The organism is Ruegeria sp. P10 (assembly GCF_056534925.1).
In genome coordinates, this window is sequence record NZ_JBQERJ010000010.1 from 81,211 (window position 1) to 101,260 (window position 20,050).

Consider the following 20,050-nt stretch of genomic DNA (forward strand, 5'->3'; position numbering starts at 1 on the left):
TGGGCTCAACCTTGCATGGCGCGCGCCTGTAGCGCAACGGCTTAAACAGTTTTTCATTCTCTGTCGCGATGCTGAAATCCGAACGTCCCGGAATCGATCAAAATGAGTCTTGCAAACAAACTGGCACAGGAACGGCGTGCGCGTCTGGCAGCCGAACGAATGCTTGCCTTGAAACAGGCCGAGCTTTCGGCCGCCAATCGCAAACTGGGCCAACACGCCATGGCGCTGACCAGGCGCATTGGTGAAACTCAGGCCGAAGTCGAAACTGTTCGTGGGGAAAACGAAAAGGTCAAATCCGATCTCTCTGTTGCTCATGCCAAGATCGAGATTGCCGAACGCCGCCTTTGGCATTCGATCCAGACCATTCAGGACGGGTTTGCATTCTTTGACGGCGACAGCAGGCTCATCAGCGCAAACGCTGCATATCTCAGCGTGTTTGAAGGGCTGGATGAGGTGGCGCCAGGGATTTCCTACCAGCGCATTCTGCAATTGCTGACCACCGAAGGAATTGTCGATACCGGTGACGAAACTGCCGAGGAATGGCAGGCCAGAATGCAGGCACGCTGGAATCGGGCCAATCCAACTCCGATCGTCATGCTGCTGTGGAACGGTCACTACATTCGCCTGATTGATCAGCGTGGCAGCGGTGGTGACGTGGTCAGCCTGGCACTCAACATCACCGCGTCGGTCCGGCACGAAACAGAACTGAAGGTTGCCCGCGAACGGGCGGAAGCGGCCAACAGGGCCAAATCAGCCTTTCTCGCCAATATGAGCCACGAAATCCGCACGCCGATGAATGGTATCGTGGGTATGGCCGAACTGCTTGATGAATCTCCGCTGGACGAAGAACAGCGGCTCTATGTCAACACGATCCGCAATTCGGGTGAGGCATTGTTGGTTATCATCAACGACGTGCTTGATTACTCCAAGATCGAGGCGGACAAGCTGGTTCTGCACCCTGAACCCTTCGATCTGGAGCGCTGCATTCTTGAAGTCGCGATGCTGTTGCAGCCAAGCGTGCGTGACAAGGGGCTCACGTTGCTTGTGGATTACGACCTGTTCCTGCCCACCCTTTTTGTGGGCGATCCGGGCCGAATACGGCAGGTTCTGACCAATTTGGTCGGCAACGCAGTCAAATTCACCACGGAAGGTCATGTCCTGATCCGTGTGACAGGCGTTCCGCATGCCCAGGCTCAGACATGCGACATCCATGTTGCCATCGAAGATACCGGCATCGGTATCGATGCAGAAAAGATCAACCACGTTTTTGGTGAGTTCAATCAGGTCGAAGATGAACGCAATCGCCAATTTGAAGGCACCGGGTTGGGTCTTGCGATCACTAGGCGCCTGATCACCATGATGGGCGGTTCAGTCTGGGTCGAAAGCGAACCGGGTTGGGGATCCTGTTTCGGGTTCAGGGTGTCGCTGCCCACGGCAGAAGGCCCACAGCCCGAGCCTCCGAAACTGGCGGATTGTGTGAATCATGTCATGGTGGTCGAGGATCTGGCCGTAAACCGGGCCATTTTGGCGAAACAACTTGGCCGTTTGGGGGCCAAAGTGACGGTTTGCGCGTCAGGGGCCGAGGCGCTGGCAGAAATGCATGGCGCGATTGAACTTGTCCTGTGCGATCATGATCTGCCGGATATGGATGGCTTGGATCTTGCCGTCACCCTCAAAGACCGTGGGTGGGGCGACGCCTCGGTCATCGTGATGTCTGCAAATCCATCTCTGATCCACACGCACCCAGCCCGCGAACTGATCGACGGTGTGTTGCAGAGGCCGATCCCCAGGGCCGAGTTGTATTCCAGGCTCGTGGCTCTCAAGGACACCCCGCCGCCAGAACGTCGTTCGACGCAGCGAAAACCCGTCTCTGTCCGCCAAGAAACCAAGGCCTTGGAAGCAAGGCGCATGAAGGTACTTGCGGCCGAGGACAATCTTACCAACCAGCTGATTCTGAAAAAGATGGTCAAAGACCTGCATATAGATCTGCGATTTGCGTCCAATGGAATAGAAGCCGTCGAGATGTTTCAGGAATTTGACCCGGACTTGATCTTCATGGACATATCGATGCCAAAAATGGACGGCAAACAGGCCACTGCTGAAATCCGCAGGCTCGAGGTCGAAACAGGGCGTCATGTCCCGATTGTCGCCTTAACTGCTCATGCAATGGCCGGTGACGATCAGGGCATCCTGTCCGCGGGGTTGGATCACTACATGACGAAACCGCTGCGCAAAAATCATATTCATCAAATGATCCTGCAACACCAACCGGATGGCGTAAGCGAAGTCATGGACAATCACCTCGCCCAGAAACATGCACCCATGTGTGACCGCGAACAGGATCCCACTTCATCTGGCTGAAAATATCCCGGGGAGCGCGAGGGGCTGGCCCCTTGCTCGGATCCACGGCCCAGAACCGTGGAAGGAAATATCGATCAGGTTGTCAGGGTCTCAGGACGAATAAGGTCGAACAAAGACAGGTTTATCCTTTTCCGATAGGTCAGCACGATACGCGTAACCGCCCGCATCGAAATCCAGCAGGGCATCGGGGTCGGTCAGGCGGTGCTGAATGACATATCGCGCCATTGCACCACGCGCCTTTTTGGCAAAGAAACTCACGATCTTCGGAGTGCCGTTCTTGTCTTCCATGAACACCGGCGAGATGACGCGCAATTTCAGAGCGTTCGGGTCCACGGCGCCGAAATACTCCTGACTGGCGCAGTTGATCAGAACGTCGCTGCCGATCATGTTGCCTTGTGTGTTCAGAGCTTTGCTCAGCTGGTCGCGCCAATACTCATACAGGGTCTTGCCGCGCCGTGTTTTCAGCTTGCTGCCCATCTCCAGCCTGTAGGGCTGTATCGCATCCAGTGGCCGCAAGACACCATAGAGACCTGAGAGGATGCGCAGATGATCCTGTGCCCATGCCAGTTCATCAGGATCGAGCGAAGCTGCTTCCAGACCCTGATAGGTGTCCCCAGCAAAGGCCAGCGCGGCCGGGCGCGTTGCATCGGCGTCTGGCATTTCGGAAAAAGCACGATAGCGATCGCGGTTCAGGCGCGCCAGATCATCGCTCAGACCCATAAGCTTTTTCAGATCGCCAAGGGTCAGATTGCGCGCGGTTTTGGACAGTCTGATCGCATCATCCTGAAAATCGGGCTGTGTGACTTCAACATCCCGCTCTGTCCAGTCCAGCCGCTTGGCCGGGGAAATCACTACCAGCATACCTGCCCTCTTTCCTTACCTGTCCCGGCGTATCTAGCCCGCCTCACGCAGCACGTCCAGAAAGGCGGTGCCGAACCTTTCGTGACGCCGGTCGCCCAGCACCTGTTCAAGCCCGCGCAGGTCATCCGGGCGCATCTGTGCCACCTTTGCCAGTTGCGAGGCCGAGCAGGTCAGAGGCTTGTCTATCCCCTCGGGACCGCGGGACAATTGGGACTGTACTTCCAGCAAACGGTCATAGATGTCGCCCTGATCGCGACCGGCCAGCTTGCGCCGCGCCGGGTGCAACGCCTGGGCCTCGCCCGCTATCACTTCAAGGAAGGTGTCGCCATACCGTTCCAGCTTCTTGGCGCCGACGCCGCCGATCCGGGCCATCTCGTCCAGCGTCATGGGGCGTTTTTCCGCCATTTCGATCAGGGTACGATCCGGAAAAATGACATAAGCCGGGACCCGGGCGGATTCTGCCAATGCGCGTCTCTTGGCCTTGAGAGCCGACAGCAAGGGCGCATCTTCATCGGACACCATGGCTTTCACGGCGGGGCGACGGGTTGCCTTGCGTAGGGCGTCCTTGCGCAGGTTGATCTTTGCCTCGCCCTTGAGAATTGGTTTGGCGGCCTCGGTCATCCGCAAGGCCCCGTGGCGTTCGGGGTCGGGGCGCACCAGATCGTGCCCCATCATCTGGCGGAATATTGCCTGCCATTGCGCGCGCGACCAGTCCTTGCCGATGCCCCAGGTGGACAGACCATCATGACGACGGGCGCGGATCTTGTCGGTCTCGTTTCCCAGAAGGATGTCGATCAGATGACCGCTGCCAAACCATTCCTCGGTGCGAAGAATCGCGGACAAGGCCATTCGGACGGGTGTTGTTCCATCAAATACTTCGGGCGGTGTATCGCACAGGTCGCATTTGCCACAGGGTGCGGCCTGTTCCCCGAAATAGCCCAGCAGGGTCTGGCGGCGGCATTCCAGCGCCTCGGCCAACCCCAGCAGCGCGTTCAACCGCGCATGATCCGCCATGCGGCGTTCGGGTGGCGCCAGCCCCTCGTCAATCTGGGACCGCCGCAAACGTATATCGTCGGGGCCAAACAGAGTCAGGGTCTCGGCCGGCCCGCCGTCGCGCCCAGCGCGGCCGATTTCCTGGTAATAGGCCTCGATGGATTTCGGCAGGTCCGCATGGGCGACCCAGCGGATGTCGGGTTTGTCGATGCCCATGCCAAAGGCCACGGTGGCCACCACGATCAACCCGTCCTCGCGCGCGAAGCGGGTTTCGACGATGCGGCGGTCCTCGGCCTCCATCCCGCCGTGATAGTGGCAGGCGCTGTGGCCCTGTTCGCGCAGCGCCTGCGCCAGCACTTCGGTCTTGTTGCGGGTGCCGCAATAGACGATGCCCGACTGGCCCCGGCGCGCATCGGCGAAATCCAGGATCTGCTTGCGCGGGCTGTCCTTGGCGGCAAAGGCCAAGTGGATGTTCGGGCGGTCGAAGCCGCGCAGGAACTTGCGCGGAGGCGTGCCGTCGAACAGTTTCTCGACGATCTCGTCCTGTGTTTCGGCGTCGGCGGTCGCGGTGAAGGCGGCCAGAGGCACGTTCAGGGCGTGCCGCAACTCTCCGATCCGTAAATAATCAGGCCGGAAATCATGGCCCCACTGGCTGACGCAATGGGCCTCGTCCACCGCGATCAGGCTGACATTGATCCGCCGCAACATGCCCAGTGCCGAGCCTGCCGCCAGCCGTTCGGGCGCCATGTAAAGCAGTTTCAGCCGCCCGGCCTCAAGCGCTTCCCACACGGCATCGGTTTCCTCGGGCGTGTTGCCCGAGGTCAGCGCGCCGGCCTCGACCCCGGCTTCTTGCAGCCCCCGCACCTGATCGCGCATCAGGGCGATCAGCGGCGAGATCACCACCGTGACCCCGTCGCGCAGCAGGGCAGGCAGTTGATAACACAGGGATTTGCCGCCGCCCGTGGGCATGATCGCCAGCACGTTCTGGCCGGCGGTTACGGCATCGACGATCTCTTCCTGCCCGGGGCGGAATTCATCGAATCCAAAGACATCTCGCAGCAGAGGCGCGGCGTCGAACATGTGCGGGGGTGCCCTGTTTCAAGATTTGACTGCTCTTGAAAGGACAATCACACAGTCGGAATCGGGGAACAAGAGGTCAGTAGAAATAGACCGCGTTGTTGATCAGGATGATCCGCAGCGCATAGACCCCGATCAGCACCACCAGCGGCGTCAGGTCCAGACCGCCCATATTGGGCAGGATGCGCCGGATCGGGCCATAGATAGGCTCTAACAGGCGGTTCAGCCCGTACCAGATTTGCGCGACCAGCTGTTGGTGCAAGTTCAGCACCTGAAAGTTGATCAGCCAGCTCATGATCACATGGGCCAGGATGATGAACCAGACAATGTCCAGGATCAGCAGCAGGATTTGGATCAGCGACAGCATGGGTTCTCCGTATTCTTGTTGGCCGAGACCTAAGCACCATGGCGACAAAGAGCAAGTGTCTGGCACTCAACGCTTGCGATTTGAATGAAAGCCCAGTCATATAATCGCAACGATAAACAGGGGCAGAGATGGCAGAGATTTCCAAGCGCAGGCGCATTTGGGGCTGGTGGTTCTTTGACTGGGCCAGCCAGCCCTTTCACACCCTTCTGGTCACCTTTGTCTTTGGCCCTTACTTCGCAGGCGTCGCCGCCGGGTATTTCACCGCTGAAGGGCTGGATGCGCAGGTGGCTGCGGCGCGCGCACAGACTGTTTGGGCGAACTGTCTGACGATCACCGGGCTGATCATCGCTTTTGGTGCGCCGCTTCTGGGGGCGATGGCGGATGTCTCGGGGCGGCGCATCCCGTGGATATTTGCCTTTTCGGTCATGTATGCGGTCGGGTCCGCGGCGCTTTGGTATACGATGCCCGATGGCTCGAACATGTGGCTGATGCTGTCGGCTTTTGGTTTCGGCTTTGTAGGTGCGGAATATGCGCTGATCTTCATCAACTCGCAGCTACCCGATCTGGGCGATGACAGCGAAGTGGGCGAGATCTCGGGCTCGGGCTTTGCCTTTGGCTATTTTGGAGGGCTGATTTCGCTGGCGATCATGCTGGCGCTGTTTGTGGAACAGCCAAACGGCAAAACCCTGATCGGGATGACGCCCGCCTTTGGTCTGGATGCCGCCACCCGGGAAGGCACGCGTTTTGTCGGCCCATTTACGGCAATCTGGTTCATTCTGTTCATGGTGCCATACTTCCTGTGGGTCCGCGACGATGCGGCGACGGACAGGAAGGGAAGCGTGGGTGAGGCGCTGCGCCTGTTGTCGAAATCAGTGTCTAACTTGCGCTATCGCGCCAGTCTGGCCAGTTATCTCGGTTCGTCCATGTTCTATCGCGACGCACTGAACGGGCTGTACAGTTTTGGTGGTGTCTACGCGCGGCTGGTGTTGGAATGGGATCTGATCAAGATCGGAGTATTCGGGATCGTCAGCGTTCTCGCTTCGGCCGTTTTTGCGTGGATCGGGGGGAAGGCAGACAAGAAATACGGCCCGAAACCAGTGATATTGGTGGCGATCTGGGTATTGATTTTTGTCTGCGTCACAGTGGTGTCGATGGACCGGACGCAGATCTACGGCATCGGCCTGCCTGACGGATCCAACCTGCCAGACATGGTCTTCTTTGGCTGTGGTGTGCTGATCGGTGGCATGGGAGGCATTCTGCAATCGGCCAGCCGTTCGATGATGGTGCGCCACACCGACCCCGAAACCCCGGTCGAAAGCTTTGGTCTTTATGGTCTGTCGGGGCGCGCGACCGCTTTTGCGGCCCCGTTGTTGATCGGGATTGCAACAACCGCAACCGGCAGTGCGCGTCTGGGGGTGTCACCAATCATTCTGTTGTTTATTCTGGGTCTATTCCTGATGCGCTGGGTCAGACCTGAAGGGGATCAGAGCAGATGATTTTACTACGTTTTTTGGCACTACTGGTAATAACCGCGCTGGCGAATACGGCATCAGCGCAGCCCTTGGCAAAGCAGTTGTTCGGGGCACAGAAGGTAAGCTCGCAACAAAAATCGGCTGCTTTCGGCAGTTATTCGCGCGGATGTGCGGCCGGATCGGTTCAATTGCCCGAGACCGGGCCCACGTGGCAGGCCATGCGACTGTCGCGCAATCGCAACTGGGGGCATCCCGAAGCGATCGATTACGTGCAGGACCTCAGCCGGTTTGCGGCGAAACAGCCGGGTTGGAACGGTCTCTATATTGGGGATATCAGCCAGCCGCGGGGTGGGCCAATGACCTCGGGCCATCGCTCGCACCAGCTGGGGCTGGATATCGATATCTGGATGCTTCCGGGTGACAACATGCGCCTGTCGCGCAAGGCGCGCGAGAATATTTCGTCCATATCGCTGCGCCGCTCGAACGGCGCCTACGTCAACAGCAACTGGACCAAACAGCACCACGCGGTACTGCGCGAAGCCGCCAAGGACAAGCGCGTGGCACGTATCTTCGTATTCCCCGGTGCGAAGGTTCAGATGTGCAACGATGAAAAAGGCAACCGGGCCTACCTGCGCAAGATCAGGCCCTGGTGGGGGCATCACTACCACTTTCACGTACGCCTGAAATGCCCAAGAGGATCAAAGGGATGCGTCAACCAGGATGCACCACCCAAGGGCGATGGCTGTGCCGAGGCGCAACAATGGGTGCGTAACATTCTGAACCCGCCGCCGCCCGATCCAAACGCGCCGCCGCCCAAGAAACGCCGGGAATATGTGCTGGCCGATTTGCCGAAGCAATGCGCCTCAGTCTTGCAATCCAAGTAGGTGCGGCACTGTTTCTGGCCACGGCGGCCCCTGGAGTGGATGTAAAGACCGCCACACATCAAAGCAGTTTTGCATGGCGTGACAAGGCGGATTGGTTCGGTGGATTCTCGGCGCTGCACATTTCGGACAATGGGCAGCAAATGATGGCGCTGAGCGACCGGGCACGGTTGGTGATTGCGCGCATTGAACGTCTTGATGGCGAGATCACCGGCCTTCGCATTCTGGGGCAATGGCCGGTTCTGTCCAGCAATGGGCATCTCATGTCCGGCGGCGTTGGCGATTCCGAAGGGATTGCGGCGGCTCCTGACGGTGGGTTCTATATCTCATTCGAAGGGGTGCACCGCGTCGCCCATTACCCCGCAGCGGGCACGAAGGCGCGTGTATTGCCTCGCCCGCAGGTATTTCAGCATCTCGCCGACAACGGGTCCTTTGAAGGTCTGGCCATCGACAGGCGCGGACGGCTGTATACGCTGCCGGAAACGAACCGCACCCCGGACGGAGATATTCCCGTCTATCGCTGGAATGGCCAAACCTGGTCGACCCCATTTGTTCTGCCCCAGCGTGGTTGGTTCAAACCGGTTGCCGCTGATTTCGGTCCTGATGGGCGGTTCTACGTGTTGGAGCGAAACCTCACGGCAATCGGATTTCGCTCGCGCCTGCGGCGATGGGATCTGACAGGCGACGTGCCAAACGCCGAGGAAACCCTGTTCGAAACCGGAACCGGCGCGCATGACAACCTAGAAGGCTTGTCGATCTGGCGGGATGATCGGGGACGTTTGCGGGCCACGATGATCTCGGATGACAACTTTCTGGCACTGCAACGGACCGAGTTGGTCGAGTATCTGCTGCCCGATTGACACACGGCAGATGAAGGTCTAAACGCACAGCCTGCCTTGGGACGGTCCCTTGGCCAAGTCGCCGCTACCTTGTCAAAACGGGCATCACAAAATGCAACGCAACTATATTCCCGGCATTCTTGCCATGGCCGCCATCGTCGTGGCCTCGAACATCCTGGTCCAGTTCCTGATCTTTGACGGCCTGTTGACCTGGGGTGCCTTCACCTATCCGCTGGCCTTTCTGGTCACTGATATTATGAACCGCGTCTACGGTGTGGGCCCGGCCCGCAAGGTTGTTTTCGCGGGCTTCGTCACCGGGGTGATCTGCTCGCTGATCGGCAGCCAGATCATGCTTCAGGGCGACGGGTTTACCTATGCCGCCGTGCCGCTGCGCATCGCCGTCGCTTCGGGCACCGCGTTCCTGATCGCGCAACTGACCGACGTCACCGTGTTCAACGCCATGCGCGGCGGTCAATGGTGGCGTGCGCCGCTGGTCTCGACCCTGGTAGGTTCAGCGCTGGATACCGCGATCTTCTTTACTATCGCCTTCTCGGCCTCGGTCACCTTCTTTGGTGCCGATGCAGATGCGGCCATCAATTGGGCGTGGGAGCCCGTGCCCTTCATGCTGTCAGGCCCCGAGGCGCCGCTGTGGGTGACGCTGGCCTTTGCCGACTGGTTGGTGAAACTGTCGCTGGCTCTGATCGCGCTGATTCCGTTCAAGGTGATCGTTGCGCGACTGACCGCTGCACGGCCTGCGTAAAAAAGTGCTTTGAGAATGGCGCATCTTGTGTCACGCTTCTTTTCAACCGCAACAGATAGAAAAGGAGGTGATCCAGTGTCGAGAAAGAGATTGGAGAGAGGTGTCGGAACAACCGGGAGGACCGCCTGCTAGGGCAGCCCTTGGCCGAGCGTACGCTCCGGCTGGTCGATTGATCTAACCGACCCGACCTCCTGAACTTTCGAAGGGCCGTCCCATCGGGGCGGCCCTTTCTGTTTTTACCCGCTCCAGCTATGGTCTTGCCCATGTTGCGCATCTCTGACGATATCACACTGCAAGACTGGGAAATGACCGAGAGCTTCATGCGTTCCTCCGGGCCTGGCGGGCAGAACGTGAACAAGGTCTCGACCGCCGTTGAACTGCGCTTCGAAGCCGCGCGCTCACCCTCGCTGCCCGATCCGGTCAAGGCGCGGCTAAAACGACTGGCCGGGCGCCGCTGGACCAAGGATGGTGCGATCATCATTCAATGCGAAGAAACACGTTCCCAAGCCCGCAACAGGGAAATTGCGCGAACAAGGCTGGCCGAGCTGATCGGCAAGGCGCTGGTCAAACCTAAACGGCGCATCGCGACGAAACCCACCTATGGTTCGGTCAAACGCAGGCTTGCGGCGAAAAAGGCGCGGGGCGACGTCAAGGCGCTGCGCGGCAAGGTGTCCGAAGATTGATCTGGCATCTCGTCCGGGCATTGATAGTCTGGCCTGCAAAAGGTGCAGGAGAGTAACGCCATGAGGCTGGAGGGGAAAACCGCAATCGTCACTGGCGGTGCATCCGGGTTTGGTGCGGGGATCGTAAGGAAGTTCCTCGCCGAGGGTGCGCGTGTCATGATCGCTGACATCAATGGCGATGCCGCGCATGAATTCGCAACCCAGCTTGGGTCCGAGGCGATTGCTCAGCAGGTCGATGTAGGCAAGGGCGCCTCGGTTCAAAAGATGGCGGATGCGGCTTTCTCAACCTTCGGCCATCTGGACATCCTTGTGAACAATGCCGGTGTGACCCACCTGCCGACGCCGCTGGAGGAGGTCAGCGAAGCGGATTTCGACCGTGTTTTCAACGTGAACATGAAATCCGTCTATCTGACCGCGCGTGCATTGGTTCCACCTATGAAGGCGCGCGGGGCGGGTTCAGTACTGAACGTTGCTTCAACCGCAGGCCTGTCGCCGCGCCCAAACCTGAACTGGTACAACGCCTCCAAGGGCTGGATGATCACCGCAACTAAAACGATGGCGGTCGAGCTCGCCCCGTCCGGCGTGCGGGTGAATGCGATCTGCCCGGTTGCCGGGGAAACGCCGCTATTGAAATCCTTCATGGGCGAGGATACGCCCGAAATCCGTGCCAAATTCCTGTCGACCATCCCGTTGGGCCGCTTTTCAACCCCCGAAGATATGGCCAATGCCGCCTGTTTCCTGTGTTCGGACGAGGCCAGCATGATCACCGGCGCCGCGCTCGAGGTGGACGGAGGCCGATGCATCTGATCCGCTCTTCATCTGGCCAAAAATATCCCCGCCGGAGGCAGCGCGCGCCAGCGCGCTTTCCAGCTCGACCATCGAGGTTTGCATGATCCCCGGACCCAGAAACCTGATCACGGATGTCCCCGGCCTGAAGGTCGGCAACGCACAGAACGCACCTTTGAAATCAGGCGTCACCGTCCTGACCGGCGCGCAACCACTCCGAGCTTCGGTGCACGTGATGGGTGGCGCACCCGGCACGCGCGAGACAGATTTGCTGGCCGCCGACAAGACCGTTGAACAGGTGGATGCGATCGTGCTTTCGGGCGGGTCGGCCTTCGGGCTGGATGCCTGTTCGGGCGTCATGGACGCGCTGCATGCCCTGGGCCGCGGGTTTAAGGTGGGTTCCGCTGTGGTTCCGATCGTGCCCGGGGCGATCCTGTTCGATCTGCTGAATGGCGGCGACAAGGCGTGGCACGAGAATCCCTATCGCGCATTGGGCCGTGCGGCGTTCGAGTCCGCGTCGGACCGGTTCGAACTCGGAACAGCAGGTGCAGGAACCGGGGCTTTGACCGCGATGCACAAAGGCGGGTTGGGTTCGGCCTCGGTTGTTCTGGACAGCGGTGTTACCGTTGGCGCATTGGTTGCAGTCAATCCGCTGGGCAGTGTCACCACGCCGGGTGACAGGCATTTCTGGGCCGCCCCATTTGAAATGGACGGCGAATTCGGTGGATTAGGGCCTGATTCCAATGCCGGACTGGGCCAACCAACGGTCAGTCGCAAAGCGCAGGTGATGCAGTCCGCGAGGCCGGACAAGGCCAATACCACGATTGCCATCGTTGCGACAGATGCGGACCTGACCAAACCGCAGTGTCAGAGACTGGCCGTTGCCGCCCATGACGGTATTGCCCGTGCTATTGTACCCGCCCACACGCCGGGGGATGGTGATCTGGTATTCGGGGTCAGCACGGGCGCGCGGGGTGTCGCCACCGACACCGAACCAGGTGTCATCGGGCATGCGGCCTCGCTGTGCCTCGCGCGAGCTATTGCGCGCGCCGTGTATCTGGCGACTCCGTCCGTGGGCGATCTGTTGCCTTGCTGGTCCGATGTACATGACAAAAGTTAAGGACATCCTATTTGTCGCAGTGGCACAGTAAGCGCGCGCGGCAATCTGCGCGTTGACTCTTTTTTGCGCCGACGGTCCATTCGGTGCAGCCAATTTCTATCGGAGCAAAAGCTATGAATCGTATCCTCGCTACCGCAATCATGGGCCTTCTGGCCCTTCCTGCTTATGCTGAAGGCGACGCTGAGGCGGGCAAGAAAACCTTCAACAAATGCAAGTCCTGCCACATGATCGCCGACCCGGCAGGCGAAGTGATCGTCAAAGGTGGCAAGACCGGCCCTAACCTCTATGGAATCGCGGGCCGCACCGCCGGTACCGTTGAGGGTTTCAAATACGGAGACAGCATCGTTGCCGCCGGTGAGAAGGGTCTGGTCTGGGACGAAACTACTTTTGTCGAGTATGCTCAGGACCCCAAGGCATTTTTGAAAACCTATCTGGATGACACATCCGCCAAATCGAAAATGACCTTCAAGCTGAAAAAGGGCGGTGAAGACGTCTATGCCTATATCGCAAGCGTGTCGGGTGAATAACACCTGATACTGTGCACCACTGCACAAGGACCAAAGGCCGCAGCCCCTGCGGCCTTTGGTGCGATTGATAACAATGTGGAACAGCCGCACTTTGAAGTCAGACGGCGGATTGCCAAGCAACGCCGCAAAGCCAAGCCGGTCCGGCAACAGCTATAATCAACATCAGGGCTCGTCAGGCGGATTGGCAGCAGGAGAGGACAGATGGGTATCATGATCCCAGCTTGGGTCGATGGTGAGTTGACCCCTGTAGACAAGCTTGAAGTTCACGAAAAGGGGCTCAAGCACAAGGCTGTGTCGGTTTTTGTCGTACGGGGGACCGAGATCCTGCTGCAGCGTCGCGCTTTGGGCAAGTACCACACGCCCGGCCTTTGGGCGAACACCTGCTGTACGCATCCCGATTGGGACGAAAGCTCGTCCACCTGTGCCGTGCGCCGCCTGCATGAGGAGCTTGGGATCACAGGCCTGTATCCCGAATACCGACACCGGCTGGAATATCACGCCGATGTGGGCAACAGCATGGTGGAAAACGAGGTTGTCGACGTCTTTCTGGCCCATGTCCGCGGCCCGCTGAAAATCGCGCCCAACCCGGATGAAGTCATGGATATCCGTTGGATCGACTATCACGATCTGTTGGCCGAAGTGAAACGCCACCCGGACCGGTTTACACCCTGGTTGAAGATATATCTCCACAGCCACGCGGACACGATTTTTGGCCCGGATCTGATCATTTCTGCCAAATCATGACCCCGGCTGGAAATCCGTGCCTTGCAAGGGCGGCGCAAGCCGCCTAAATCAACCCGTCATGGCCAAGCAGAAGACAGACCCGAATTACAAAGTGATCGCCGAAAACCGGCGCGCCCGCTTCGATTATGCGATCGAGGACGACATCGAATGCGGTATCGTTCTGCAAGGATCCGAGGTCAAATCCCTGCGCGCGGGTGGCTCCAACATCGCGGAAAGCTATGCCGCCGTCGATGACGGCGAGCTGTGGCTGGTCAACAGCTATATCGCGCCATACGAGCAGGCCAAGGTGTTCAAGCACGAAGAACGCCGCCGTCGCAAGCTGCTGGTGTCCCGCAAACAGATGTCCGATTTGTGGAATGCAACCCAGCGCAAGGGCATGACGCTGGTGCCGTTGGTTTTGTATTTCAACCACAAGGGGTTGGCCAAGATTAAGATCGGCATCGCCAAGGGTAAGAAAACCCATGACAAGCGCGAAACCCAAGCCAAACGCGATTGGTCACGGCAGAAACAGCGTTTGTTGAAAGACCACAGCTAGAACGCCATCGCAGCCTGTACCGCAAGTTGCCAACGGTCATAGGCCGCATCGCGTTCGGATTGTTCCTGCGTTGGCTCGAACCGGCGATCCAGCGCCCATGTTTCCGCAAACCCGGCCTGATCGGGATAAATTCCGGCTTTCATGCCTGCCAGCCATGCGGCGCCAAGGGCGGTCGTCTCTTGCATGACGGGGCGGTCCACAGGCGCGCCGAGACAGTTCGACAGGCCTTGCATGGTCCAGTCGGACGCGGCCATCCCGCCATCGACGCGCAGGATGACATCGGCATCGGCGCCCCAGTCGCCTTGCATGGCATGCCACAGGTCGCGGGTCTGGAAGGCGATGCTTTCCAGCGTGGCGCGGGCAATCTCGGCCCGGCCGGAATTGCGCGTCAGCCCAAACAGCGCCCCGCGACAGTCAGGTTTCCAATAAGGCGCGCCGAGGCCGGTGAAGGCGGGCACAAGCACCACATGCTGGTTCGGATCGGCCTGAGCCGCCAGTTCGCCGCTTTGTGGCGCCGCGTCGATGATCTGCAACGCGTCGCGCAGCCATTGCACTGCGGCCCCCGCGATAAAGATCGAACCCTCCAGCGCATAAGTTCGCCGGCCGTCCAGTTGATACGCGATCGTCGTTAGCAGGCGGTTATTCGACTGAACCGGCTGCGCGCCGGTGTTCAGCAGCGCAAAGCAACCCGTGCCATAGGTTGATTTCATCATACCGGGCTGGAAACAGGCCTGCCCGATGGTGGCGGCTTGCTGGTCGCCTGCAACGCCCAGAATGGGAATGTCGCCGCCGAACAAAGTGGTGGTTCCGAAATCCGCGGCGCAATCCTTCACTTCGGGCAAAAGGTTCAGGGGCACATCCAGCAGGTCACAAATCTCGGCGCTCCATGTGCCTTTGTGGATGTCAAACAAAAGGGTACGGGCGGCGTTGGTGGCATCGGTTGCATGAACACGGCCTTCGGTCAGCCGCCAGATCAGGAAACTGTCGATCGTGCCGAACAGCAGGTCTCCGGCTTCTGCGCGCTCGCGGGCGCCCGAAACGGTATCCAGCAGCCATTTGACCTTGGTGCCCGAGAAATAAGGATCCAGCAACAGACCGGTCTGAGCTGTGACGTCATCCTCGCACCCGGCCTGTTTGTAGCGCGCGCAGATATCGGCAGTGCGTCGGTCCTGCCAGACGATGGCATTGTGGATGGCCTTGCCGGTCTGTTTGTCCCAGACAACCGTCGTTTCGCGCTGGTTGGTGATGCCGATACCGGCAATCTGATCCGCTGAAACACCGGTGGTCTCCATCACCTCGCGGCACACGTGCAGAACGCTTGACCAGATATCCTCGGGGTCGTGTTCAACCCAGCCTTCCTGCGGAAAGTGCTGAGGAAACTCCTGCTGGGCGGTGCCAACAGGCCGCATCTGCGCGTCAAACAGAATGGCGCGCGAGGATGTGGTGCCTTGATCGATTGCCAGAATATGGGTCATTTCCGCTCTCCCCCGGTATCGTTTTGCCGGACTTTAGCGCAAACAATGGCGAAGGGGCCAGTGCAGAAATCAGGCCGGATTGACAGGAATATTGTCGATCAGGCGGACGCCGTCGGCCCAGGCCGTGACGAACAGGCGGGCGGGTTGACTTGCGCTGGACAGGCTTTCCAGCGTCTCGGCACAGCGCAGGTCGATATACTCGACTTCGGTGAACCCGACCTTCAGCAGGGTTTCCTTGGCCTCCTGCGCCAGCATGGCAAAGTCTGCTCCCTTGGCCAGATCGTCCGCCACCTGACGCATGACGCCGTTCATTTGCTCTGCGATCTTCAACCCTTGGGGGGAAAGAAGAAGGTTGCGCGACGACATCGCCAGGCCCGAAGGTTCTCGGACAGTCGGGCAGCCGATCACCTCGATTGGGATGTTCAGATCGCGCGCCATCCGGCGGACAACCAGCAGCTGTTGATAGTCTTTTTCCCCGAAATAGGCTCGATCCGCCTGTGTTTGCAGGAACAGCTTGGCGACCACCGTGGCCACGCCTTCGAAATGTCCGGGGCGGAAGGGGCCTTCCATCACGTCGGTCAGACCGGCAACCGATACCGTCGTCGAAAAACCTTCCGGATAGATTTCCTGCGGGTCCGGTACATAGATCGCATCCACACCATACGGGGCCAGCTTTTGGGCGTCTTCATGTTCGGTGCGGGGGTAATTTGCCAAGTCTTCGGGATTGTTGAACTGCTTGGGATTCACAAAAATCGTCACGATCACCCGGTCGCAGCCCTGTTTCGCAGCCTGCGCCAGTGACAAATGCCCCTCGTGCAGCGCACCCATGGTCGGAACCACGCCGATCCCCTCACCGTTTCGGCGCCATGTGGTGGTGTTGGCACGCAGCTCGGCCAGAGAGCGCAAAATCGGTGCGGTCATGTCTTTTGTCCTTTGGCCGGAGCCTGATCGGCAAAGACATGTTCGTCCGCCGGGAAGGTCCGCGCGCGGACTTCGGCGGCGTATTCTGCGATGGCTGCTTCCGCCAACGGGCCCAGCTCGGCATAGCGTTTGACGAATTTGGGTTTGAAGGCGGTGAAAAAGCCAACCATGTCGTCCACGACCAGAATCTGCCCGTCACACCCCGCAGATGCACCGATGCCGATGGTCGGGATCGCAATCTCTTCGGTGATCTGGTTCGCCAGACCTTGGGGCACTTTCTCCAGAACGACCGAGAACGCACCAGCCTCGTTTACGGCGCGGGCGTCTGCCATGACGGCTTCAGCCTGATCGTCACGGCCCTGCACCTTGTAGCCGCCCAGCGTGTTGATCGACTGCGGCGTCAGTCCGATATGAGCCATCACCGGGATGCCTCGTTTCACCAGAAAGCGGATGGTTTCAGCCATTTCCACCCCGCCTTCCAGTTTGACCGCGCCTGCATTTGTGTGCGCCATCAGGCGTGCGGCGTTACGAAAGGCTTGTGCCGGGCCTTCCTCATAGCTTCCGAAAGGCATGTCGATGACCATCATCGCACTTTTTAGGCCGCGTGATACGGCCTGACCATGCAGGATCATCATCTCCATCGTGACCCCCAGCGTGGATTCCAGCCCGTGCAGCACCATGCCGACGCTGTCACCGACCAGCACGAAATCGCAATGGGCGTCCATCAGGCGCGCCATTGGCGTGGTATAGGCAGTCAAAGAGACCAGAGGTTCGCCGCCTTTTCGGGCGCGAATGTCCTCGGCGTTCGGGGCTTTCTTGCGGGCGGTGGCGCTCATGGATCGCTCCTGCAGTATTATGTTGCAGTGCGGCATAGCAGATCGGGAGGGGCCGAAGAAACCCCGGTTGCGCGAACATTCCCTTGATTGACCTGAGGTTTACAGGAAGACTGTCAGTAAAATGGCCCTGAAAACAAGGGCACAACCCGTTTCAGTAGGGAGAGTTCACATGACAAAATTCCTGTTCCGGACCTTTGCTTCGACCCTGGCCGTGGGGGCCAGCCTGCTTGCCACGCAGGCTTTGGCCAAGTCGGACATCACCATTGCGATGCAGCTTGAGCCTCCGCATCTGGACCCGACAAGCGCCGCGGCGCAAGCCATCGACTCGGTGGTTTACACCAATATCTTCGAAGGCCTGACACGTTTCATGGGCGACGGCTCGGTCGTGCCCGGATTGGCGGAAAGCTGGGAGATTTCCGAAGACGGGACGGTCTATACCTTTAACCTGCATGACGGGGTGACCTTCCATGATGGCACCACCATGGACGCCGAGGATGTCAAATTCAGCCTTGACCGCGCAACCGCGGAAGACAGCGCCAACGCGCAGAAGGCCCTGTTTGCCGGTATCGAAACCGTCGAGGTCGTCGACCCGCTGACGGTGAAAGTCACCCTGTCAGAGCCGAACGGAAATTTCCTGTTCAACCTGGCTTGGGGGGATGCCGTCATCGTCGCGCCGGAAAGCATAGGCAACATCAAGACCAACCCGGTTGGTACCGGTGCCTATACCTTTGGAAACTGGGTGCAGGGCGACAGTATCACGCTGAACCGAAATTCCGATTACTGGGGCGAACAGCCCACATTAGAGACTGCGACGTTCAAGTTCATCTCGGACCCGACCGCCGCTTTTGCCGCCATGATGGCCGAGGATGTCGACGTGTTTGACAACTTCCCGGCGCCGGAAAACCTGCCCCAGTTCGAGGCCGATCCGCGCTTTCAGGTCCTGGTGGGGTCGACCGAAGGTGAGACGATCCTGTCCACCAACAACAAGCAGCCTCCGTTTGATGATATCCTTGTTCGTCAGGCATTGGCCCATGCCGTTGACCGGCAGGCGATCATCGACGGCGCAATGTTTGGCTATGGCACGCCGATCGGAACCCACTTTGCGCCGCACAATCCGGCCTACGTCGATCTGACCGCGCAATCCGCTTACGACCCCGAAAAAGCCAGAGAGTTGCTGGCAGAGGCCGGATTCGAAAATGGGTTTGAGACCACATTGCATTTGCCGCCGCCGTCTTATGCCCGTCGTGGGGGCGAAATCATAGCGGCGCAGCTGGCCGAGGTCGGCATCACCGCCGAGATCATCAATGTGGAATGGGCCCAATGGCTGGAATCCGTGTTCAAGGGCAAGGAATTCGGTCTGACCATCGTCAGCCATACCGAGCCTATGGATATCGGCATTTATGCGCGGCCTGATTATTACTTTCAGTATGACAGCACGGATTTTCAGGCGCTGATGGACACTCTGAACACCACCATCGACCCCGAAGAACGCACCCGTTTGCTGGGTGAGGCGCAGCGCCTGATCGCAAGCGACTATGTCAATGGCTACCTGTTCCAGTTGGCCAAACTGGGCGTTGCGAAAGTCGGCGTTCAGGGCCTTTGGGAGAACGCGCCCACCGCCGCAATCGATCTGACTCAGATCAGCTGGTCCGAGTGATGTTACAGCCCGGGCCGCGCCGGGCGGCCCGGGCCTTCCTTTGTGTCAGGGTGTTCTCACGTATGTTCTTGCTCCGTGCCATTCCCGTCTTGGTTTTAAGTTTTTTTCTGGTGCTCGGTTCCTCTGTCGCGGCCACGGCGCAGAATGTGTTGGGGGGTCGGATGGATGCCCTGCCCGGAACGCCCGAGAATCCGTTGAATGTTGGGATCGGAATTCGCATCGACCAGATCACCGGTGTTGATCAAAAGGCCGAAAACTATGGCGCGGTTGTGGTCTTGCGGGTGGAATGGACCGATCCCGCGCTGGCATTTGATCCCGAGGAACTGGGGAGGGATATCAGGGTCTTCAACCCACCCGACCTTGCCAATCATGCGGCAAGTATCGGGTCCGTTCTGCCGGCTTTTGTCATTCACAATCAGCAGTCCAACAAGTGGATCCACGAATCCGCCGCATCCCTGCGTTACGACGGGCGGGTGCTGTATGTCGAAAAATCGTCTCTTACACTCCAGGCGCCTCATTTCGATTTCCGAAAATACCCGTTCGACACGCAGGAGTTTCATTTCGAGGTGGTTTCGGTCTTTCCCTCTGAATACGTCACTTACCATCCGTTGAACGAATTCTCGGGCCTCGGAGATCAGCTGGGCGAAGAAGAATGGATTCTGAACAATGCACGGTTGGAAACATCCAAGGTCTTGGGTCTATCCGGGAAAGAAAGCGATCAGGTCGCGCTTGTTTTTGAGGGCAATCGACATCTGACCTATTACGTCATTCGGGTTTTCCTGCCGATGCTTGTCTTGATCTCGGTCGGCTGGGCGCTGTTTTTTCTGGATGAATACCGCCGGAGGATCGAGATTGCTGGCGGCAACTTGCTGGTCTTTGTCGCGTTCAACTGGGCAATATCCGCAGATCTGCCCAAGCTGGGTTATCTGACTTTTCTGGATTTTGTCCTTCAGTGCATGTTCCTGATGACCGGGGCGCTGATCGTGTTCAACGTCGCGCTGCGACGATTGAAAGTGTCCGGCAAGGAGGGGGCGGCGCGCACCCTGGACAATTATGCGATCAAGTGGATCTATCCACTGGGCTATGCCGCGATCGTTGCCTATGCGGTTTCCGCTTTCCTTCTGGTGCCTTAGACGCTGGACCCGTGCCTGATGT

19 protein-coding genes are annotated in these 20,050 nt (G+C 59.0%); 13 read left to right on the forward strand and 6 right to left on the reverse strand.

The annotated features are described in order from the left end of the window. Window positions 1-102: 102 nt before the first annotated feature. Window positions 103-2,361: a response regulator gene (locus tag ACR0FB_RS16655; protein WP_480621464.1), complete on the forward strand. Its 2,259-nt coding sequence runs from the start codon at window positions 103-105 to the stop codon at window positions 2,359-2,361. A 90-nt stretch (window positions 2,362-2,451) separates the two neighbouring features. Here ACR0FB_RS16655 and yaaA read toward each other — a convergent pair whose 3' ends face one another. The 3 genes from yaaA to ACR0FB_RS16670 all read right to left on the reverse strand — a co-directional run bounded on the left by yaaA (window position 2,452) and on the right by ACR0FB_RS16670 (window position 5,659). Beyond that, window positions 2,452-3,222 (reverse strand): peroxide stress protein YaaA, encoded by a 771-nt coding sequence (gene yaaA, locus ACR0FB_RS16660; RefSeq protein ID WP_209835175.1) that lies wholly within the window; start codon window positions 3,220-3,222, stop codon window positions 2,452-2,454. 33 nt (window positions 3,223-3,255) lie between these two features. Further along, window positions 3,256-5,295 (reverse strand): DNA helicase RecQ, encoded by a 2,040-nt coding sequence (recQ, locus tag ACR0FB_RS16665; RefSeq protein WP_210093637.1) that lies wholly within the window; start codon window positions 5,293-5,295, stop codon window positions 3,256-3,258. 76 nt (window positions 5,296-5,371) lie between these two features. After that, window positions 5,372-5,659 carry a YggT family protein gene (locus ACR0FB_RS16670; RefSeq protein WP_005980077.1) on the reverse strand — a complete coding sequence of 96 codons (288 nt, stop codon included), beginning with the start codon at window positions 5,657-5,659 and terminating at the stop codon, window positions 5,372-5,374. A gap of 128 nt (window positions 5,660-5,787) precedes the next feature. Here ACR0FB_RS16670 and ACR0FB_RS16675 point away from each other — a divergent pair, with 128 nt between their 5' ends. The 10 genes from ACR0FB_RS16675 (at window position 5,788) to smpB (ending at window position 14,006) form a co-directional block, all read left to right on the forward strand. Then, on the forward strand, window positions 5,788-7,155 hold the full coding sequence (locus ACR0FB_RS16675) for an MFS transporter (RefSeq protein ID WP_480621465.1): 1,368 nt from the start codon (window positions 5,788-5,790) through the stop codon (window positions 7,153-7,155). After that, the gene (mepA, locus tag ACR0FB_RS16680) at window positions 7,152-8,015 is read left to right on the forward strand and encodes a penicillin-insensitive murein endopeptidase (protein WP_171637407.1); all 864 of its coding nucleotides are present in this window, start codon (window positions 7,152-7,154) and stop codon (window positions 8,013-8,015) included. Before ACR0FB_RS16675 ends, mepA begins: the two co-directional genes overlap by 4 nt. Further along, window positions 7,988-8,872 carry an esterase-like activity of phytase family protein gene (locus tag ACR0FB_RS16685; RefSeq protein ID WP_480621466.1) on the forward strand — a complete coding sequence of 295 codons (885 nt, stop codon included), beginning with the start codon at window positions 7,988-7,990 and terminating at the stop codon, window positions 8,870-8,872. Before mepA ends, ACR0FB_RS16685 begins: the two co-directional genes overlap by 28 nt. 91 nt (window positions 8,873-8,963) lie before the next feature. After that, a complete protein-coding gene (locus tag ACR0FB_RS16690) occupies window positions 8,964-9,611 on the forward strand; it encodes a queuosine precursor transporter (protein ID WP_171637404.1) in 648 nt (215 codons plus the stop codon). A 263-nt stretch (window positions 9,612-9,874) separates the two neighbouring features. Next, window positions 9,875-10,294: an alternative ribosome rescue aminoacyl-tRNA hydrolase ArfB gene (arfB, locus tag ACR0FB_RS16695; protein WP_171229972.1), complete on the forward strand. Its 420-nt coding sequence runs from the start codon at window positions 9,875-9,877 to the stop codon at window positions 10,292-10,294. 60 nt (window positions 10,295-10,354) lie between these two features. Then, window positions 10,355-11,101 carry an SDR family oxidoreductase gene (locus tag ACR0FB_RS16700; RefSeq protein ID WP_171637403.1) on the forward strand — a complete coding sequence of 249 codons (747 nt, stop codon included), beginning with the start codon at window positions 10,355-10,357 and terminating at the stop codon, window positions 11,099-11,101. Window positions 11,102-11,183: 82 nt separating this feature from the next. Continuing rightward, window positions 11,184-12,200 carry a P1 family peptidase gene (locus tag ACR0FB_RS16705; protein WP_171724720.1) on the forward strand — a complete coding sequence of 339 codons (1,017 nt, stop codon included), beginning with the start codon at window positions 11,184-11,186 and terminating at the stop codon, window positions 12,198-12,200. 113 nt (window positions 12,201-12,313) lie between these two features. Then, window positions 12,314-12,727 (forward strand): c-type cytochrome, encoded by a 414-nt coding sequence (locus ACR0FB_RS16710; protein ID WP_209835180.1) that lies wholly within the window; start codon window positions 12,314-12,316, stop codon window positions 12,725-12,727. Window positions 12,728-12,928: 201 nt separating this feature from the next. Beyond that, the gene (gene idi / locus ACR0FB_RS16715; protein WP_171724719.1) at window positions 12,929-13,471 is read left to right on the forward strand and encodes an isopentenyl-diphosphate Delta-isomerase; all 543 of its coding nucleotides are present in this window, start codon (window positions 12,929-12,931) and stop codon (window positions 13,469-13,471) included. 58 nt (window positions 13,472-13,529) lie between these two features. Next, on the forward strand, window positions 13,530-14,006 hold the full coding sequence (gene smpB / locus ACR0FB_RS16720; protein ID WP_171637398.1) for an SsrA-binding protein SmpB: 477 nt from the start codon (window positions 13,530-13,532) through the stop codon (window positions 14,004-14,006). On the opposite strand, the gene glpK is transcribed toward smpB, so the two are convergent. The 3 genes from glpK to panB form a co-directional block, all read right to left on the reverse strand. Next, a complete protein-coding gene (glpK, locus tag ACR0FB_RS16725) occupies window positions 14,003-15,481 on the reverse strand; it encodes a glycerol kinase GlpK (RefSeq protein ID WP_480492022.1) in 1,479 nt (492 codons plus the stop codon). The two genes, smpB and glpK, sit on opposite strands and share 4 nt — an antisense overlap. Window positions 15,482-15,550: 69 nt before the next feature. Continuing rightward, window positions 15,551-16,402 (reverse strand): pantoate--beta-alanine ligase, encoded by an 852-nt coding sequence (gene panC, locus ACR0FB_RS16730; RefSeq protein WP_480621467.1) that lies wholly within the window; start codon window positions 16,400-16,402, stop codon window positions 15,551-15,553. Continuing rightward, window positions 16,399-17,238 carry a 3-methyl-2-oxobutanoate hydroxymethyltransferase gene (gene panB / locus ACR0FB_RS16735; RefSeq protein ID WP_171637391.1) on the reverse strand — a complete coding sequence of 280 codons (840 nt, stop codon included), beginning with the start codon at window positions 17,236-17,238 and terminating at the stop codon, window positions 16,399-16,401. The genes panC and panB overlap by 4 nt, the downstream gene beginning before the upstream one ends. A 169-nt stretch (window positions 17,239-17,407) precedes the next feature. On the opposite strand from panB, the gene ACR0FB_RS16740 reads away from it, so the two are divergent. Together ACR0FB_RS16740 and ACR0FB_RS16745 are read left to right on the forward strand one after the other, a co-directional pair. Then, on the forward strand, window positions 17,408-18,895 hold the full coding sequence (locus ACR0FB_RS16740) for an ABC transporter substrate-binding protein (protein ID WP_480621468.1): 1,488 nt from the start codon (window positions 17,408-17,410) through the stop codon (window positions 18,893-18,895). Window positions 18,896-19,056: 161 nt separating this feature from the next. Continuing rightward, entirely contained in the window at window positions 19,057-20,028 is a 972-nt protein-coding gene (locus ACR0FB_RS16745; protein WP_480621469.1) for a ligand-gated ion channel, read from the forward strand. The last annotated feature ends 22 nt before the right edge of the window (window positions 20,029-20,050 follow it).